Source organism: Streptomyces atroolivaceus, assembly GCF_000717025.1.
Classification (GTDB): domain Bacteria; phylum Actinomycetota; class Actinomycetes; order Streptomycetales; family Streptomycetaceae; genus Streptomyces; species Streptomyces atroolivaceus.
In genome coordinates, this window is record NZ_JNXG01000005.1 from 213,152 (window position 1) to 228,749 (window position 15,598).

General features: G+C 72.0%; 10 protein-coding genes. 7 read left to right on the forward strand and 3 right to left on the reverse strand.

The genetic code is table 11. The features are described from left to right. Positions 1–114: 114 nt before the first annotated feature. Positions 115–963 (reverse strand): (2Fe-2S)-binding protein, encoded by an 849-nt coding sequence (locus OO67_RS14210; RefSeq protein ID WP_033300276.1) that lies wholly within the window; start codon positions 961–963, stop codon positions 115–117. Between the two features lie 143 nt (positions 964–1,106). On the opposite strand from OO67_RS14210, the gene OO67_RS14215 reads away from it, so the two are divergent. Next, positions 1,107–1,853: a GntR family transcriptional regulator gene (locus OO67_RS14215; RefSeq protein WP_033300277.1), complete on the forward strand. Its 747-nt coding sequence runs from the start codon at positions 1,107–1,109 to the stop codon at positions 1,851–1,853. A 61-nt stretch (positions 1,854–1,914) separates the two neighbouring features. On the opposite strand, the gene OO67_RS14220 is transcribed toward OO67_RS14215, so the two are convergent. Further along, positions 1,915–2,700, reverse strand: coding sequence for a hypothetical protein (locus tag OO67_RS14220; RefSeq protein WP_033300278.1), 786 nt, complete (start codon positions 2,698–2,700; stop codon positions 1,915–1,917). A 192-nt stretch (positions 2,701–2,892) separates the two neighbouring features. Further along, a complete protein-coding gene (locus tag OO67_RS14225; RefSeq protein WP_033300279.1) occupies positions 2,893–4,608 on the reverse strand; it encodes a PucR family transcriptional regulator in 1,716 nt (571 codons plus the stop codon). A 270-nt stretch (positions 4,609–4,878) separates the two neighbouring features. Here OO67_RS14225 and OO67_RS14230 point away from each other — a divergent pair, with 270 nt between their 5' ends. The 6 genes from OO67_RS14230 (at position 4,879) to OO67_RS14255 (ending at position 15,524) form a co-directional block, all read left to right on the forward strand. Further along, a complete protein-coding gene (locus OO67_RS14230; RefSeq protein ID WP_033300280.1) occupies positions 4,879–5,769 on the forward strand; it encodes an FAD binding domain-containing protein in 891 nt (296 codons plus the stop codon). Between the two features lie 2 nt (positions 5,770–5,771). Further along, positions 5,772–6,368 carry a (2Fe-2S)-binding protein gene (locus tag OO67_RS14235; protein ID WP_033300282.1) on the forward strand — a complete coding sequence of 199 codons (597 nt, stop codon included), beginning with the start codon at positions 5,772–5,774 and terminating at the stop codon, positions 6,366–6,368. Positions 6,369–6,370: 2 nt separating this feature from the next. After that, positions 6,371–8,788: a xanthine dehydrogenase family protein molybdopterin-binding subunit gene (locus OO67_RS14240; RefSeq protein ID WP_033300284.1), complete on the forward strand. Its 2,418-nt coding sequence runs from the start codon at positions 6,371–6,373 to the stop codon at positions 8,786–8,788. Between the two features lie 238 nt (positions 8,789–9,026). Beyond that, a complete protein-coding gene (locus OO67_RS14245) occupies positions 9,027–10,484 on the forward strand; it encodes an NCS2 family permease (protein ID WP_033300286.1) in 1,458 nt (485 codons plus the stop codon). Between the two features lie 42 nt (positions 10,485–10,526). Next, a complete protein-coding gene (locus OO67_RS14250) occupies positions 10,527–11,666 on the forward strand; it encodes an XdhC family protein (RefSeq protein WP_033300288.1) in 1,140 nt (379 codons plus the stop codon). Positions 11,667–11,873: 207 nt separating this feature from the next. After that, positions 11,874–15,524 carry a S8 family serine peptidase gene (locus tag OO67_RS14255; RefSeq protein WP_033300290.1) on the forward strand — a complete coding sequence of 1,217 codons (3,651 nt, stop codon included), beginning with the start codon at positions 11,874–11,876 and terminating at the stop codon, positions 15,522–15,524. Positions 15,525–15,598: the final 74 nt, after the last annotated feature.

Here is a 15,598-nt window from a genome sequence, read left to right on the forward strand (position 1 = left end):
ATTGGGTCGGGCGCGCTCATCGTTGGGCGGAATCTTCTCGAACGCCCGGACGGGTGAGCCGAGTCATGTTCGAACGGCTGTCGCCCGCCCGGGTGGTGTGAGTCGCCGTACGGCTCAAGGGGCGGGCGTCAGCCTCCGGACGCGGTCCGCGTCGCAGGTGCGCGGGCAGGTGACGCACGTGTCCTCGGGGCGCAGGGTGTAGAAGAGGCAGCAGCTCGCACGGTCGCGGGTCGGGAGCGATTCACCGTTCGGTCCGGTCAGTTCGCGGAAGCCGGCCGTGCCGACGTACGGCTTGGTGGTGCCCGGCAGCAGCAGCTCCAGCTCCCTCATCGCGCGGTCCTCCTCGCCGAGCAGATGGGCGACGTACCAGAGGCCCTCGACGATCTCGTCGGTGGCCATGCCCCACAGGGCCCGCTTCCCGCGCCGCATGCGCGGCCGGAAACCGTCCAGCACCGGGCCGATGTGCTGCGCCACGGCGTCGAGGACCTCGGCCCGCAGCGCCGACTCGTCGGGGACGACCCGGGCGCCGGGCAGCCCGGCCGCAGGGTCGTCCGGCAGGCAGGCGAACTCGCTCACGCGGAGGGTCAGATGGCCCAGACCCCGGTGGAAGGAGACGTCCTCCACGGGGATGCGCGGCACCCGCCGGTGCGTGAACCACGGCAGGGTCACCAGGAGGCAGGCCGGCCAGGCGTAGCGGTGCAGTCCGAAGCTGGCCACCACGTCGGGGCGGGCCTGCGTTCCGTAGTCCCGCAGCACCTGTGCCTCGTCCCAGGCCAGGAAGTCGTCCAGAACGGCGCCGCCCGCCGCGAGCTCGGCGGCGCCGACCCATCCGCCGCCCGAGGGCGCCGCGACGTCGTCGGTCAGCACCTCGGCGCGCAGGCCGGGGAAGACCTCGGCGAGACGTGTGTACGCCGCCGTCAGGGGAGACGGGGCGGTGGCGGTGAGCAGAGCGGGCACGGTCATTCAGGGACCACCGAATCACGATCTTTTGCAGGTAAGCCTAACCTTACCCGAAGTGATCGGTGTTTGAACTGCGGCCCGCTCCGCCTATCGTGCACAGGGGGCCGGGCGCACGCGAGTCGGCCCGCCAGGTGGAGGAGGTTCCGGTGGAGCAGGGCAGAGCGCGCGGGGACGCGTGGCCGTACGCGCCCGCGGGCACCCCACCCGACGTCCGCGTGCCCGAACAGGCGCGCGGCGAACACACCCACAGCGAGCCGCCCGCTCCCCGTGCGGTCCAGCGGCACTCCGTGCGCGGCCAGATCCTGGACGCCCTGCGCGCCGCACTCGTCGGCGGCGAGCTCGCCCCGGGAGAGGTCTACAGCGCCCCCGCGCTGGGCGCCCGCTTCGGAGTGTCCGCGACCCCGGTGCGCGAGGCCATGCAGCAGCTGGCCGTCGAGGGGGCCGTGGAGGTCGTACCGAACCGTGGCTTCCGGGTCAGTGAGAGGGGCCCCCGGGAGCTGGCGGAACTCGCCGAGGTGCGCGCCCTGATCGAGGTCCCCGTCATGCTGCGGCTCGCCCGCACCGTCCCGGCGGCCGGCTGGTGCGGGCTGCGCCCGCTGGCCGACGCCACGGTCGCGGCGGCCGCCGTGGGGGACCGGGCCGCGTACGCCGAGAGCGACCGCGCCTTCCACCGTGCCGTGCTCACGCTGTCCGGCAACCAGCAGCTCGTGTCGGTCGCGGACGACCTCCACCGCCGGTCCCAGTGGCCCCTGGCCGACAGCCCGGGCGGCGGCCGGGCCGACCTGCTCGCCGACGCCTCGGAGCACACCGCGCTGCTGGACGCGCTCATCGCCCGGGACCTCACGGTGGTGCGGTCCCTCGTACGCGAACACTTCAACGGCGCGGACGTCTGAGGCGGCGGGGTCCCACCGGGCCGGCCGCGCGGCCGGCCCCCGTGCCTCGTCCGGTGGGCCCTCAGTTCGCCTCGACGGCCTCCGGGGCCGGCGGCTCCAGGCGGGGAGCGAGCCAGGTCGGTACGCCGCCCAGCAGCCGGAACAGCCGGCCCGCCTCGGCGCGCAGTCGGGCGGCCGCCTCGGGTTCCGGCTCGGCGTCCGCGAGCGAGATGAGCGCCGGAGCCGTTCCCACGAGATAGCCCAGCTCCTCGCGTATCCGCAGCGACTCCGCGAAACCGTGACGTGCCTCCGCCAGCTCCCCCTCCCGCAGGGCGAGCGAGGCGATGTGCCGCCACGTGAAGGAGAGCAGGAGCTCGTCCCCCCGGGCCGTCGCACCGGCGTGCGCCCTGCGGTAGGCGGCGCGGGCGGACTGTGGGGAGTCGGCGATGTTCTGGGCGATCAGGCCCCGGCGGAAGTCCAGCAGCGGGCGTCCGGGGGCCGCGGGCGAGAGCAGGGCCGCGGCCCTGCTGAGCGCCACGCTGGCTTCGTCGGCCCGGTCGCGTGCCCCCAGCAGGGTCGAGGCGTAGGCCAGATAGCCGCGCTCGCAGGCGGCGGCCCCGCGCTCGGAGTCGTCCTGGGCGAGCGCCTCCGCGGTGCGCAGCGCGTCCTCGGCGTCGGTCCAGCCGGTGCCCGTGTAGAGACACCGCTCGGTCAGCAGCGAGGTCCGCTGGAGAGCGGCCGCGGGGTCGGTGGCCGCCCAGGGCTCGAGCAGCGCGGCCGCGTCCGTCCAGCAGGCCCGTGAGCGCAGCCGCCATACCGCGGTCTGGAGCGGCGGATCGTCATCTGCTGTCGTTCCGGAACCAGACATGGCGGTATGCGCCACATTGCCCTCCCCGAGCGCGCCATCGAGCTGTGGAGGCCGGCCGGCACACGCCGGTCGGCCAGGGTCTGCGCGCATCTCAGCACGGAATGGCACGCCGGGCCAAGGGGTGGGATCAATGTCAGGTGAAAGATTTCACAATCACCTGGAGCCCGGGAGGGCCGTGATGAGCCCGGGAAGTCAGCTCATGCGCAGGGCGAGGAAGAAGTCGAGCTTGTCCTCGAGGCGCGAAAGGTCACGGCCCGTCAACTGCTCGATACGTCCGACGCGATAGCGCAGTGTGTTGACGTGGAGGTGCAGCCGGGCCGCGCAGCGGGTCCAGGAGCCGTCGCAGTCCAGGAAGGCCTCCAGCGTCTCGATCAGCTCCGCGCGGTGCCGCCGGTCGTAGTCGCGCAGCGGGTCCAGCAGCCGGGCGGTGAAGGCCCGGCGGACGTCGTCCGGGACGAAGGGCAGCAGCAGGACGTGCGAGGCGAGCTCGTGGTGGCCCGCCGCACAGACCGGGCCCGGCCTGGCCGCGGCGACCCGGCGGGCGTGCCGGGCCTCCTCCAGCGCGCCGCGCAGGCCCTCGGCGGAATGGACCGCGGCGCTGACACCCAGTGTCAGGCGGCCGTCCTCGGCGAGGCCGGCGGAGAGCGGCACGCGGACGCTGTCCAGCAGGGTGTCGGCGTGCAGCGCGGAGTCCTGGTGCTCCGGGGCGGCAGCGTCCTCCGGCGTGCCCGTACCGTCGGTTCCCTGGGCGGTCTGCGAGGTCAGTGGGACGAGGGCGATCGCCTCCTCACCCGAGTGCGCCACGGCGATACGGTCGGCCGAGTCGGGGCCCGTCACCGCCGGGTCGACCAGGATCTCCTCCAGCAGGGACTGCGCGGCCCGGCCGCCCGACAGGTCCTCGCCGTCCGCCGCCCACTCGACCCTGGCCACCACGACCTGCCAGTGCGGCGCCGTGCCGACACCCGGCAGCAGGACCGGTGTGGCCACCCGCAGCCTGGCGGCGATCTCGGCCGGGGCCGCGCCCGCCTGGACCAGTTCGAGGACCTCCTGCGCGAGCCTGCGGCGTACGCCACGGGCGGCGTCGCGGCGGTCCCGTTCGACGGCGATCAGCTGGGTGACACCCTGGAGCAGGTCCAGGCGGGGCGCCGGCCAGTCGCCCGCGTCCGCCGCCACGGCCAGCAGCCAGTCCGACAGCACGGACTCCCGCACGTCACGGGACGGGGCGGGCACGGTACCCCGCCCGGTGTTCCGGATCGGGAACAGCGAATACGCCGCGCCGTCCACCTCCGCACGGTGCGGCCCGGGGCGGCCGGTCCGGGCCGCCGCGAGATGGCGGCCCGCCAGTTCGGCGCCGACGTGCGGGGGCAGGGGCTCGCCGGCTCCGGCGATCTGCCGGCCCGTCGGGGACAGGACCCAGGCGCGCAGGTCCAGGTCCGAGGTGAGCAGGTCGAGGACCACTTCGGGGCCGCCGCCCGCCGGGCCCGAGGTCATGAGCCTGCGGTGCCGGTCCACGACCGCGGCGAGGTCGCCGGCCCGCTCGCCGGAGACCTGGCGCACGACGTGCTCGGTGATCGTCGCGAATGCCACCGTCTCGTCGACCGCGAAGAGCGGGAGCCGGTGCCGCAGGCAGGCCTCGACCAGATCGTCGGGGACGGCCCCGAGTTCGGCCTCACCCGCCGCCAGGCCGGCCACCCCGGCGGTGGCCAGGATCCGGACGAACGGCTCCGAGTCCGACGAGTCCCGGCGCCATGCCAGCCCCGTGAGGACCAGCTCCCCGCCGGACAGATAGCGGCTGGGGTCGCGGAGGTCGGTCGTCATGACGCCTCGGACCGAGCGGTCGAGCTCGTCCTCGCCGCCGAGCAGCCGCAGGCCCAGCGCCTCGGTGTCCAGCAGTGCGCGCAGCCGCATCGTCGATTGCCGCCGATCTCTTCGTTGGTGCGGGGGACGACGGAGGTGACCTGTGAATTGTGGTGAGGCCACCGTTACCCGCCATTCGTTCGAATCTACAAGACAGGGATGGGGACCAGCCAATTCCTTCATGGTTTCGGTGACTGCACCGAGTGGAGCAAGGCTTGTGTACTGGGCCACACACCGCGTCAACAACACAGGAACGACGCATCGAGGGCCGGCCGTCCCCAGCCCACCCGAACGACCCGATTGAGAAGAAGAGAGCCACTCATGGACTTCCTTCGCCCCGCCAGCTGGGAGGAGGCGCTCGCCGCAAAGGCCGAGCACCCGACGGCTGTGCCCATCGCGGGTGGCACGGATGTGATGGTCGAGATCAACTTCGACCACCGGCGGCCCGACCACCTCATGGACCTGAACCGCATCGGTGAGCTGTCCGAGTGGCAGGTGGGCCCGGACACCGTACGTCTCGGTGCCTCCGTGCCGTACAGCGACGTCATGGAGCACCTGCGGGCCGAGCTGCCCGGTCTGGCACTCGCCTCGCACACCGTCGCCTCACCGCAGATCCGCAACCGCGGGGGCGTCGGCGGCAACCTGGGCACCGCCTCGCCCGCGGGGGACGCCCATCCGGCGCTGCTCGCCGCGGGAGCCGAGGTCGAGGCCGCGTCCGTACGGGGGACGCGGATGATCCCGATCGACGACTTCTACACCGGCGTGAAGCGCAACGCACTCGCCCCCGACGAGCTGATCCGGGCCGTGCACATCAAGAAGGCCGACGGGCCGCAGCAGTACTCCAAGGTGGGCACCCGCAACGCGATGGTCATCGCGGTGTGCGCCTTCGGCCTCGCGCTCCACCCGGACACCCGCACCGTGCGCACCGGCATCGGCTCCGCGGCACCGACCCCGGTGCGGGCCAAGGCGGCCGAGGACTTCCTGAACGCCGCGCTGGAGGAAGGCGGGTTCTGGGAGAGCGGAAAGATCATCACTCCGTCAGTGGCCAAGCAGTTCGCCCAGCTCGCCGCCGGGGCCTGCAACCCCATCGACGACGTACGGGGAACGGCCGCCTACCGCAGGCACGCCGTCGGCATCATGGCCCGCCGCACGCTGGGCTGGACCTGGGAGCAGTACCGCGGAGCGGGACGCACCCTCGAAGGAGCTGCTTAACCATGCGAGTGAATTTCACGGTCAACGGCCGGAAGCAGGAAGCGGACGATGTCTGGGAGGGCGAGTCCCTCCTGTACGTCCTGCGTGAGCGCATGGGCCTGCCCGGCTCCAAGAACGCCTGTGAACAGGGCGAATGCGGGTCCTGCACGGTCCGCCTCGACGGCGTTCCGGTCTGTTCCTGTCTCGTCGCCGCCGGCCAGGCGGAAGGCCGCGAGGTCGTCACCGTCGAGGGCCTCGCGGACTACGCACGGCACCGCGACGACGCCCACCCCGGCACCGGCTGCGCCGCAGGCACCTGTGGCACCTCGCTCGACGCGGCCCAGCGGTGGCAGGCCCGGCCCACCGACGGGCAGAGCGCGGAGGCGGCGGAACTCTCCCCGGTCCAGCAGGCGTTCATCGACGCGGGCGCGGTGCAGTGCGGCTTCTGCACCCCCGGCCTGCTGGTCGCCGCCGACGAGCTGCTGGAGACGCGGCCCTCCCCGTCCGACCAGGACATCCGAGAGGCGCTCTCCGGCAACCTCTGCCGCTGCACCGGTTACGAGAAGATCCTCGACGCGGTCCGTCTCGCGGCCGCCCGTCAGGAAGAGGCGGTCCGATAGCCATGGCGCTGCACCCACGAGCCGCGTCCGTACCGGCCGGCACCCCCACCAAGATCACCCAGGGTTCCGAGACCCGGGGCGGCATCGGCGAGTCCACCCTGCGCCCCGACGGCACCCTCAAGGTGACCGGCGAGTTCGCGTACTCCTCGGACATGTGGCACGAGGACATGCTGTGGGGCCACACGCTCCGTTCCACCGTCGCGCACGCCGAGATCCGCTCCATCGACATCGGCGAGGCCGTCGCCACGCCCGGCGTGTACGCCGTCCTGACCTACGACGACCTGCCCGCGGCCATGAAGAACTACGGGCTGGAGATCCAGGACACCCCCGTCCTCGCCCACGGCAAGGTCCGTCACCACGGCGAACCCGTGGCGCTCGTCGCCGCGGACCACCCCGAGACCGCGCGCCGCGCCGCCGCCAAGATCCGGATCGACTACGCCGAGCTGCCTGTGATCACGGACGAGGCGTCGGCGACGGCCCCCGACGCGATCCTGATCCACGAGGGCCGCGACGACCACCACATCGGGCACGTCCCGCACCCCAACATCGTCCACCGTCAGCCCATCGTCCGCGGCGACGCCGACGCGGCCGCCGCGCGGGCCGACGTGATCGTCACCGGGGACTACGTCTTCGGGATGCAGGACCAGGCATTCCTCGGCCCCGAGTCCGGCCTCGCCGTGCCGTCCGAGGACGGGGGCGTCGAGCTGTACGTCGCCACCCAGTGGCTGCACTCCGACCTCCGCCAGATCGCCCCCGTCCTCGGCCTCCCCGAGGACAAGGTCCGCATGACCCTCTCCGGCGTCGGCGGCGCCTTCGGCGGACGCGAGGACCTGTCGATGCAGATCCACGCCTGCCTGCTGGCGCTGCGCACCGGCAAGCCCGTCAAGATGGTCTACAACCGCTTCGAGTCCTTCTTCGGCCACGTCCACCGTCACCCCGCGAAGCTGCACTACGAGCACGGGGCCACCAGGGACGGCAAGCTCACCCACATGAAGTGCCGCATCGTGCTGGACGGCGGCGCCTACGCCTCCGCCTCCCCGGCCGTCGTCGGCAACGCCTCCTCGCTCGCCGTCGGACCGTACGTCGTCGAGGACGTCGACATCGAGGCGATCGCCCTCTACTCCAACAACCCGCCCTGCGGCGCGATGCGCGGCTTCGGCGCGGTCCAGGCGTGCTTCGCCTACGAGGCGCAGATGGACAAGCTCGCCGCCGCCCTGGACATGGACCCGGTCGAGCTCCGGCAGCTGAACGCCATGGAGCAGGGCACCCTGCTCCCCACCGGGCAGCCCGTCGACTCGCCGGCCCCCGTGGCCGAACTGCTGCGCCGCGTCAAGGCCCGCCCGATGCCGCCCGAGCAGCAGTGGCTCTCGGCCGACGCCGGGGGCAGCTCGGTCGACGTGCGCGCCCTGCCGGGCGGGCTGTCCAACACGACCCACGGCGAAGGTGTGGTGCGCGGCGTCGGTTACGCCGTCGGACTGAAGAACGTCGGCTTCTCCGAGGGCTTCGACGACTACTCCACCGCCCGGGTCCGGATGGAGGTCATCAACGGCGAGCCGGTCGCCACCGTGCACACCGCGATGGCCGAGGTCGGGCAGGGCGGTGTCACCGTCCACGCCCAGATCGCGCGTACCGAACTGGGCGTCAACCAGGTGACCATCCATCCGGCGGACACCCAGGTCGGCTCCGCCGGCTCCACCTCAGCCTCCCGGCAGACGTACGTCACCGGCGGCGCCGTGAAGAACTCCTGCGAGGCCGTCCGGGAGCAGGTCCTGGAGACCGGCCGCCGCAAGTTCGGTACGTACCACCCCGCCTGGGCCACCGCCGAACTCCTCCTGGAGGGCGGCAAGGTCGTCACCGACGGTGGTGAGGTGCTCGCCTCGCTGGCCGATGTGCTCGAGGACGAGGCGGTCGACGTCGAGCTGGAGTGGCGCCACCGGCCCACCGAACCCTTCGACCTGCGTACCGGACAGGGCAACGGCCATGTCCAGTACTCCTTCGCCGCCCACCGCGCGGTCGTGGAGGTCGACACCGAACTCGGTCTGGTCAAGGTCATCGAGCTCGCCTGCGCCCAGGACGTCGGCAAGGCCCTCAACCCGCTGTCGGTCGTGGGCCAGATCCAGGGCGGCACCACCCAGGGGCTGGGTGTCGCCGTCATGGAGGAGATCATCGTCGACCCGAAGACGGCGAAGGTACGCAACCCGTCCTTCACCGACTATCTGATCCCCACCATCCTCGACACCCCGACCATCCCGGTCGACGTGCTCGAACTCGCCGACGACCACGCCCCGTACGGGCTGCGCGGCATCGGCGAGGCCCCCACCCTGTCGTCCACCCCGGCCGTCCTCGCGGCGATCCGGAACGCGACGGGCCTGGAGCTCAACAGGACTCCGGTGCGCCCCGAGCACATCACCGGAACCTGACGGCTCATCACGTACATCCGGGCGGTGCGTGCCTGCCGTGAACGTCACACCTCCCCGCGCACGCGCCGTCCGGAGCCGACGTACCACCGACCCGTCCGATCCAGCGCATCACCGCTCCATCTGCACGAAGAGTTCGTCTCGGGCCGTCCCCCGGGTCGTGCGCCTCGCAGTCATCCCAAATCCCGCAATCACGAGAGCTCCACGCGGGTGCCCCTGTGAACCTTGGGAGTCAGGCAACATGACCCAGCAGTCCGTGGAACCCAGGACCGGTGCGGAAGACGCGGGCTCCGGCTCGCGCGTCCCCGCCGGACGGTCCTGGCTCGACCGGTACTTCCACATATCCGAACGGGGATCGACCGTCGCGCGGGAGGTGCGCGGCGGCGTCACGACCTTCATGGCCATGGCGTACATCCTCCTGCTCAACCCGCTCATCCTCGGCGGCGAGGACGTCGACGGCCAGCTGCTCGGCCAGTCCGGGCTGATCACCGCCACCGCACTCGCCGCGGCCGCCACCACCCTGCTGATGGGCTTCGTCGGCAAGGTCCCCCTCGCGCTCGCGGCCGGACTGAGCGTCTCCGGTGTGCTCGCCTCGCAGGTCGCTCCTGCCATGACCTGGCCGCAGGCCATGGGCATGTGCGTGATCTACGGGCTGGTGATCTGTCTCCTGGTCGTCACCGGCCTCCGCGAGATGATCATGAATGCCATCCCGCTCGCGCTGAAGCACGGCATCACCATCGGCATCGGCCTCTTCATCGCCCTGATCGGCCTCTTCAAGGCCGGCTTCGTCCACAAGGGGACGGCGACACCCCTCTCCCTCGGTCCGGCGGGTGAGCTGGCCGGCTGGCCGGTCCTCATCTTCGCCGTGACCCTGCTCCTGATCTTCATGCTGCAGGCGCGCAACGTCCCCGGCGCGATCCTGATCGGCATCGTCGTCGGCACCCTGGCGGCGATCGTCGTCAACGCCGTGGGCGACATCGACCCCAAGTCGTGGAGCAGCGGCCCGCCGGAGCTGAGCGGCAGCGCGGTCTCCTCACCGGACTTCTCGCTCTTCGGGAACGTCGAGTTCGGCGGCTGGGGCGATGTCGGCGCCATGACGGTCGGCATGATCGTCTTCACTCTCGTCCTGGCCGGTTTCTTCGACGCGATGGCCACCATCATCGGGGTGGGCACGGAGGCGAAGCTCGCGGACGACAAGGGCCGGATGCCCGGCCTGTCGAAGGCCCTGTTCATCGACGGCGCCGGCGGTGCGATCGGCGGCGTCGCCGGGGGTTCCGGTCAGACCGTCTTCGTCGAGTCGGCGACCGGTGTCGGCGAGGGGGCCCGCACCGGGCTCGCCTCCGTCGTCACCGGGCTCTTCTTCGCGGCCTGCCTCTTCTTCACCCCGCTCACCGCCATCGTGCCCGCCGAGGTGGCCTCCGCCGCCCTGGTCGTCATCGGCGCGATGATGATGCAGAACGCGCGGCACGTGGACTGGGCGGACCGCTCCGTGGCCGTACCGGTCTTCCTCACCGTGGTCCTGATGCCGTTCACGTACACCATCACCACCGGTGTCGCCGCAGGCGTCATCTCGTACTCGGCCATCAAGCTCGCCCAGGGCCGGGCCCGCGAGGTCGGCGTGTTCATGTGGGTCCTCACCCTGGTCTTCGTCGTCCACTTCGCCCTGCACCCCATCGAGAGCTGGCTGGGCGTCAGCTGACTCCCGCCGTGCCCCCCGCCCCTCAGTCAGAAGGAGAGACCCATGCTGGACATCGCCGAAGAGCTCCACCGGTGGGTCGGGCAGGGACGTGCGTTCGCCGTGGCCACCGTGGTGGCGGTCGGCGGCAGCGCGCCCCGGCAGCCGGGCGCGGCCCTCGCCGTGGACAGCGACGGCACGGCCGTCGGGTCGGTCTCCGGCGGCTGTGTGGAGGGCGCGGTGTACGAGCTGTGCCGACAGGCGATCGAGGACGGCACCACCGTGCGCGAGCGCTTCGGCTACAGCGACGACGACGCCTTCGCGGTAGGTCTGACCTGCGGCGGGGTCATCGACATCCTGGTGACACCAGTGCGCGCGGACGACCCCGCGCGCCCGGTGTTCGCCGCCGCGTTCGCCGCCGCCGCCGGGGGGACGGCGGCGGCGGTCGCCCGGGTCACCGAGGGGCCGGAGAGCCTGCTCGGCCGCCCCCTGCTCGTCCACTCCGACGGCGCGTACGACGGCGGACTCGGCGGACATCCCGAGCTGGACCGTACGGCAGCCGCCGAGGCCCGCGCGATGCTCGACGCGGGCGGCACCGGCACCCTCACCATCGGCGCGGAGGGATCGCGCTGCGGTCAACCCCTCACTCTGCTCGTCGAATCGAGTGTCCCGCCGCCCCGGATGATCGTCTTCGGGGCCATCGACTTCGCCGCCGCCCTGGTCCGCGCCGGCCGCTTCCTCGGCTACCGCGTCACCGTCTGCGACGCCCGCCCCGTCTTCGCCACGGCGGCGCGCTTCCCGGAGGCCGACGAGATCGTCGTCGACTGGCCGCACCGCTATCTCGCCACCACCGAGGTGGACGCGCGCACCGTGCTCTGCGTCCTCACGCACGACGCCAAGTTCGACGTCCCGCTGCTGGAGCTGGCCCTGCGGCTGCCGGTCGCCTACGTCGGCGCGATGGGCTCGCGCCGCACCCACCTCGAGCGCAACGAGCGGCTCCGCGAGGCAGGAGTCACCGAACGGCAGCTGGCGGCCCTGCACTCGCCGATCGGCCTGGATCTCGGCGCGCGCACGCCGGAGGAGACCGCCCTGTCGATCGTGGCCGAGATCGTCGCGGACCGGCGCGGTGGCAGCGGCCTGCCCCTCAAGGGCGCCCACACCCCCATCCACCACGAGAGCGCCACGCCGCTCGCCTCGGTGGCCTGATCCGGACCACCAGCAGCCGGTCACGGTGGGCGGGTTGCCGCCACGGCGGTTTCACGCCAGGGGTGAAGCCGTCCGCAGCCCCGTATTTACCGGTAGATCAGCTGCATGACATTTTCCCTCTCCTCCGTTTCCGGCCGGGCGAGACCCGCTCGCGCGGGACGCAGGGCTCTGCTCATAGCGACCTCGGTCGCCCTCGTGAGCGGCGCCATGCTTCCCGCAGCGGGCTCCGCCGCCGCAGCGCCGAAGCCGCCGACCACCGAGGCCCGCCACGGATCCGAGGTCCGCGACTACGACATCACGCTGCTCACCGGTGACGTCGTCCACTACTCCGACGGCGCGGGCAACCAGGACACCGTCACCGTCGACCGCCCCGAAGACGCCGAGGGCGGCGTGCACGTGCAGCAGGCGGGGGAGGACATCTACGTCATCCCCGACGAGGCGACCGCCCTCATCGCGGCGGAGAAGCTGGACCGCCGGCTGTTCAACATCTCGACGCTGGTCGAGATGGGCTACGACGACCGGCGTTCGGGCGGCATACCGCTGATCGCCACCTACTCCGCGAGCACGGCGCGTGCGCTTCCCGCCGCCCCGCGCGGCAGCGAGGCGGTCCGCCGGCTCGAGTCGGTGAACGGTGCGGCGCTCAAGACGGACAAGGACGACGCACGCGCCTTCTGGAGCGACATCTCCCGTACGGCGAAGAGCCGTTCCCTGGACAACGGCATCGCGAAGCTGTGGCTCGACGGCAAGGTCGAGGCAGCGCTGAAGGACTCCGTGCCGCAGGTCGACGCGCCGCAGGCATGGGCCGCCGGCTTCGACGGCAAGGGCACCACGGTCGCCGTCCTGGACACCGGCATCGACGCGACGCACCCGGACGTCAAGGACCGCGTCACGCAGTCCAAGAGCTTCGTCCCCGGCGAGGAGGTCGTCGACAAGCACGGCCACGGCACGCACGTGGCCTCCACGATCGCGGGCTCCGGCGCGGCGTCGGACGGCGCCCACAAGGGCGTCGCACCCGCCGCCGACCTGATCGTCGGCAAGGTGCTCAGCGACGGGGGATCCGGCGCCGACTCCGGCATCATCGAGGCCATGGAGTGGGCGAAGGCCGAAGGCGCCGACGTGGTCTCCATGAGCCTCGGCTCCAGCATCCCGGACGACGGCACCGACCCGATGGCGCAGGCCGTCGACGCGCTCTCCGCCGACGGCGGCCCGCTGTTCGTGATCGCCGCGGGCAACGCCTACGGCGCGGGCACCATCGGCTCGCCCGGCTCCGCCGCGAGCGCGCTCACCATCGCCGCCGTCGACAAGCAGGACGGCCGAGCCGACTTCTCCTCCATGGGTCCGCTCGTGCGGTCCCACGGTCTGAAGCCCGACCTGTCCGCACCCGGTGTCGACATCAACGCCGCGGCCTCGCAGGCGATCCCCGGCATCGAGGGCATGTACCAGGGGATGTCCGGTACGTCGATGGCGACCCCGCACGTGGCGGGCGCCGCGGCGATCCTGAAGCAGCGCCACCCCGAGTGGTCCGGTCAGCGCATCAAGGACGCGCTGATGAGCTCGTCGAAGCGGCTGCCCGGCTACACGCCGTACGAGCAGGGCACCGGACGTCTCGACGTGAAGGCCGCCATCGACACCACGGTCGAGGCCACCGGATCCGTCGAGGTCGCGTCGTACAACTGGCCGCACAGCGCCGAGGACGAGGTCGCGGAGCGCACCATCACCTACCGCAACACGGGTGACAGCGACGTCACGCTGAACCTGGCGACCGACACGGACGCGGCCGCCTACACCCTGTCGACGCCGGAGCTGACGGTCCCGGCCGGTTCCACCGCCGAGGCGGTCCTCTCGATCGACCCGTCGAAGGTCGCGAACGACACCCGGTTCTCCGGCCAGGTCGTCGCCACCGACGCGTCCGGCACGACGGTGGCACACACCGGCTTCGCCGTGAACAAGGAGCAGGAGCTCTACGACCTCACGCTCCGCCTCCGGGGCCGTGCGGGCGAGCCGATGGACGGCACCGTGATCCTCGCCGCGCTCGGCGACCCGCAGCTCGGCCTCGTCCAGGTCTCCGGTGAGACCACACTGCGGCTGCCCCCGGGCAACTACACCGCCTGGACCTCCGCGGACATCGACGGGGACCGCCCCGACTCGAAGGCCGTCGCCTTCCTCGCGGCACCCGAGACGATCCTCGACAAGGCCACCACGGTCACCCTGGACGCCTCGAAGGCCCGCAAGGTCAGCGTGCGCACCCCGCAGGAGTCCGAGAAGCGGCAGCTGCGCTACGACATGGCCCGCACGTCCCCCGAGGGTGTGGTCCAGCGTGACGCCTTCCAGATCCCGCTGACCTACGACCAGTTGTGGGCGAGCCCGACGAAGAAGGTCACCGAGGGCAGCTTCAGTTTCCTGACCCGCTGGCGCCAGAGCGAGGAGCTGCTCGACCTGACGGCCGACGGCCACGACGTCCCGGTCACGGTCCAGAACGGCTCGGCCGTCGCCGAGGACAGGGAGCAGAAGCTCACCGGTGTCTTCGCCGGCAACGGCGCCGCGGCCGACTACAGGGGCCGCAGCGTCAAGGGCAAGGCCGTCGTCGTCACCCGCAGTGATGCCGTCCCGCCCGCCGAGCGGCTGGCCAACGCACTCGCGGCGGGTGCGGAGGCGCTCTTCGTCGTCAACGACGGCCGCGGGGTCGCGATGGAGAGCTACATGCCGTACGGCGAGGAGACCACCATCCCGGTCGCCTCGGTGCAGAAGACCGCCGGCGAGACGCTGATCAGGGCGGCGCAGCGCGGCAAGAAGCTCTCCGTCGACCAGAAGAGGTACGCCTCGTACGTCTACGACCTGGTGGACCGTCACGACGGCACCATCCCCGACCGCTCCCTGGCCTTCGCCCCGTCGACCCGCCAGCTGGCGAAGGTGGAGAACACCTTCTACGGCCACAAGGCGACGCTCGGCGGCGGCTACCGCTACGACATCCCGGACTACGGCCCGGGCCTCGGCTTCGAGGAGTACGAGAAGTTCCCGGGCACCCGCACGGAGTGGGTCAACCCGCTGCCGGGCGACTCCTTCTGGTACGAGAACCACTCGGTCCTGAACGCCGACGCCTCCGACCGGGCGCAGGAGATGCGCAGCGCCGAACTCGACTACACGGCGGGCCGGACCTACCGCGCCGACTGGTTCGCCCCGGTGACCGGCCCCCGTCTCGGAACCGGCTACTGGGGTCCGTTCCGCACCGCGTACAACGACGTCCAGTTCAACATCACGCCGTGGACGGATTCGGGTGAGGGCCACTCCGGCGCGATGCCCGCGGACGAGTACGACACCACGTCCTTCGCCTTCTACCAGGGGGACACCCTGATCAAGAAGGGTGTGGGCCGGGCCGGTAACGCCTGGGACCTGTCGCCCGAGAAGGCGCCGTACCGCCTGGTCATCGACTCGGTACGGGACGAGGCGACCTGGAAGACCTCCACGCGGACGCACACCGAGTGGGGTTTCGTCTCGGGCGCCCTGCCCGAGGGCACGCCGCAGGCGGACATCCCGCTGCTGCAGCTGGCCTACGACGTGGACACCGACCTGGCGGGTGACGTCAGGGCCGGCAAGCAGGTCGAGGTCGGCATCGAGTCAGGCACCCAGGCCTGGCTGGACGGTGCCGTGAAGGCGACGAAGGCCTCGCTGAAGGTCAGCTACGACGAGGGCAGGACCTGGAGCGCCGCGGAGCTGCGCAAGGGCTCGTCGGGCAAGTGGACCGCGAAGCTGCGGACCCCCGCCAGGGGCGCGTCCTCGGTCTCGCTCAAGGCGCACACCGAGGGCCCCGGCGGCCTGTCCGTCGACCAGGAGATCATCAAGGCCTTCGGTCTGAAGTGACCTGCTGAACAGCCTGATCGAGGTGGTCCCGTATCCCGTGTCCCGTGCGGGGTGCGGGACCACCGCGTTGTGCG

Excerpts from the sequence above, each read along its gene's own strand:
- OO67_RS14210 (WP_033300276.1), bottom strand. The coding sequence starts at position 963 with ATGACCGTGCCCGCTCTGCTCACCGCCACCGCCCCGTCTCCCCTGACG.
- OO67_RS14220 (WP_033300278.1), bottom strand. The coding sequence starts at position 2,700 with ATGTCTGGTTCCGGAACGACAGCAGATGACGATCCGCCGCTCCAGACC.
- OO67_RS14225 (WP_033300279.1), bottom strand. The coding sequence starts at position 4,608 with ATGCGGCTGCGCGCACTGCTGGACACCGAGGCGCTGGGCCTGCGGCTG.
- OO67_RS14230 (WP_033300280.1), top strand. The coding sequence starts at position 4,879 with ATGGACTTCCTTCGCCCCGCCAGCTGGGAGGAGGCGCTCGCCGCAAAG.
- OO67_RS14235 (WP_033300282.1), top strand. The coding sequence starts at position 5,772 with ATGCGAGTGAATTTCACGGTCAACGGCCGGAAGCAGGAAGCGGACGAT.
- OO67_RS14240 (WP_033300284.1), top strand. The coding sequence starts at position 6,371 with ATGGCGCTGCACCCACGAGCCGCGTCCGTACCGGCCGGCACCCCCACC.
- OO67_RS14245 (WP_033300286.1), top strand. The coding sequence starts at position 9,027 with ATGACCCAGCAGTCCGTGGAACCCAGGACCGGTGCGGAAGACGCGGGC.
- OO67_RS14250 (WP_033300288.1), top strand. The coding sequence starts at position 10,527 with ATGCTGGACATCGCCGAAGAGCTCCACCGGTGGGTCGGGCAGGGACGT.
- OO67_RS14255 (WP_033300290.1), top strand. The coding sequence starts at position 11,874 with ATGCTTCCCGCAGCGGGCTCCGCCGCCGCAGCGCCGAAGCCGCCGACC.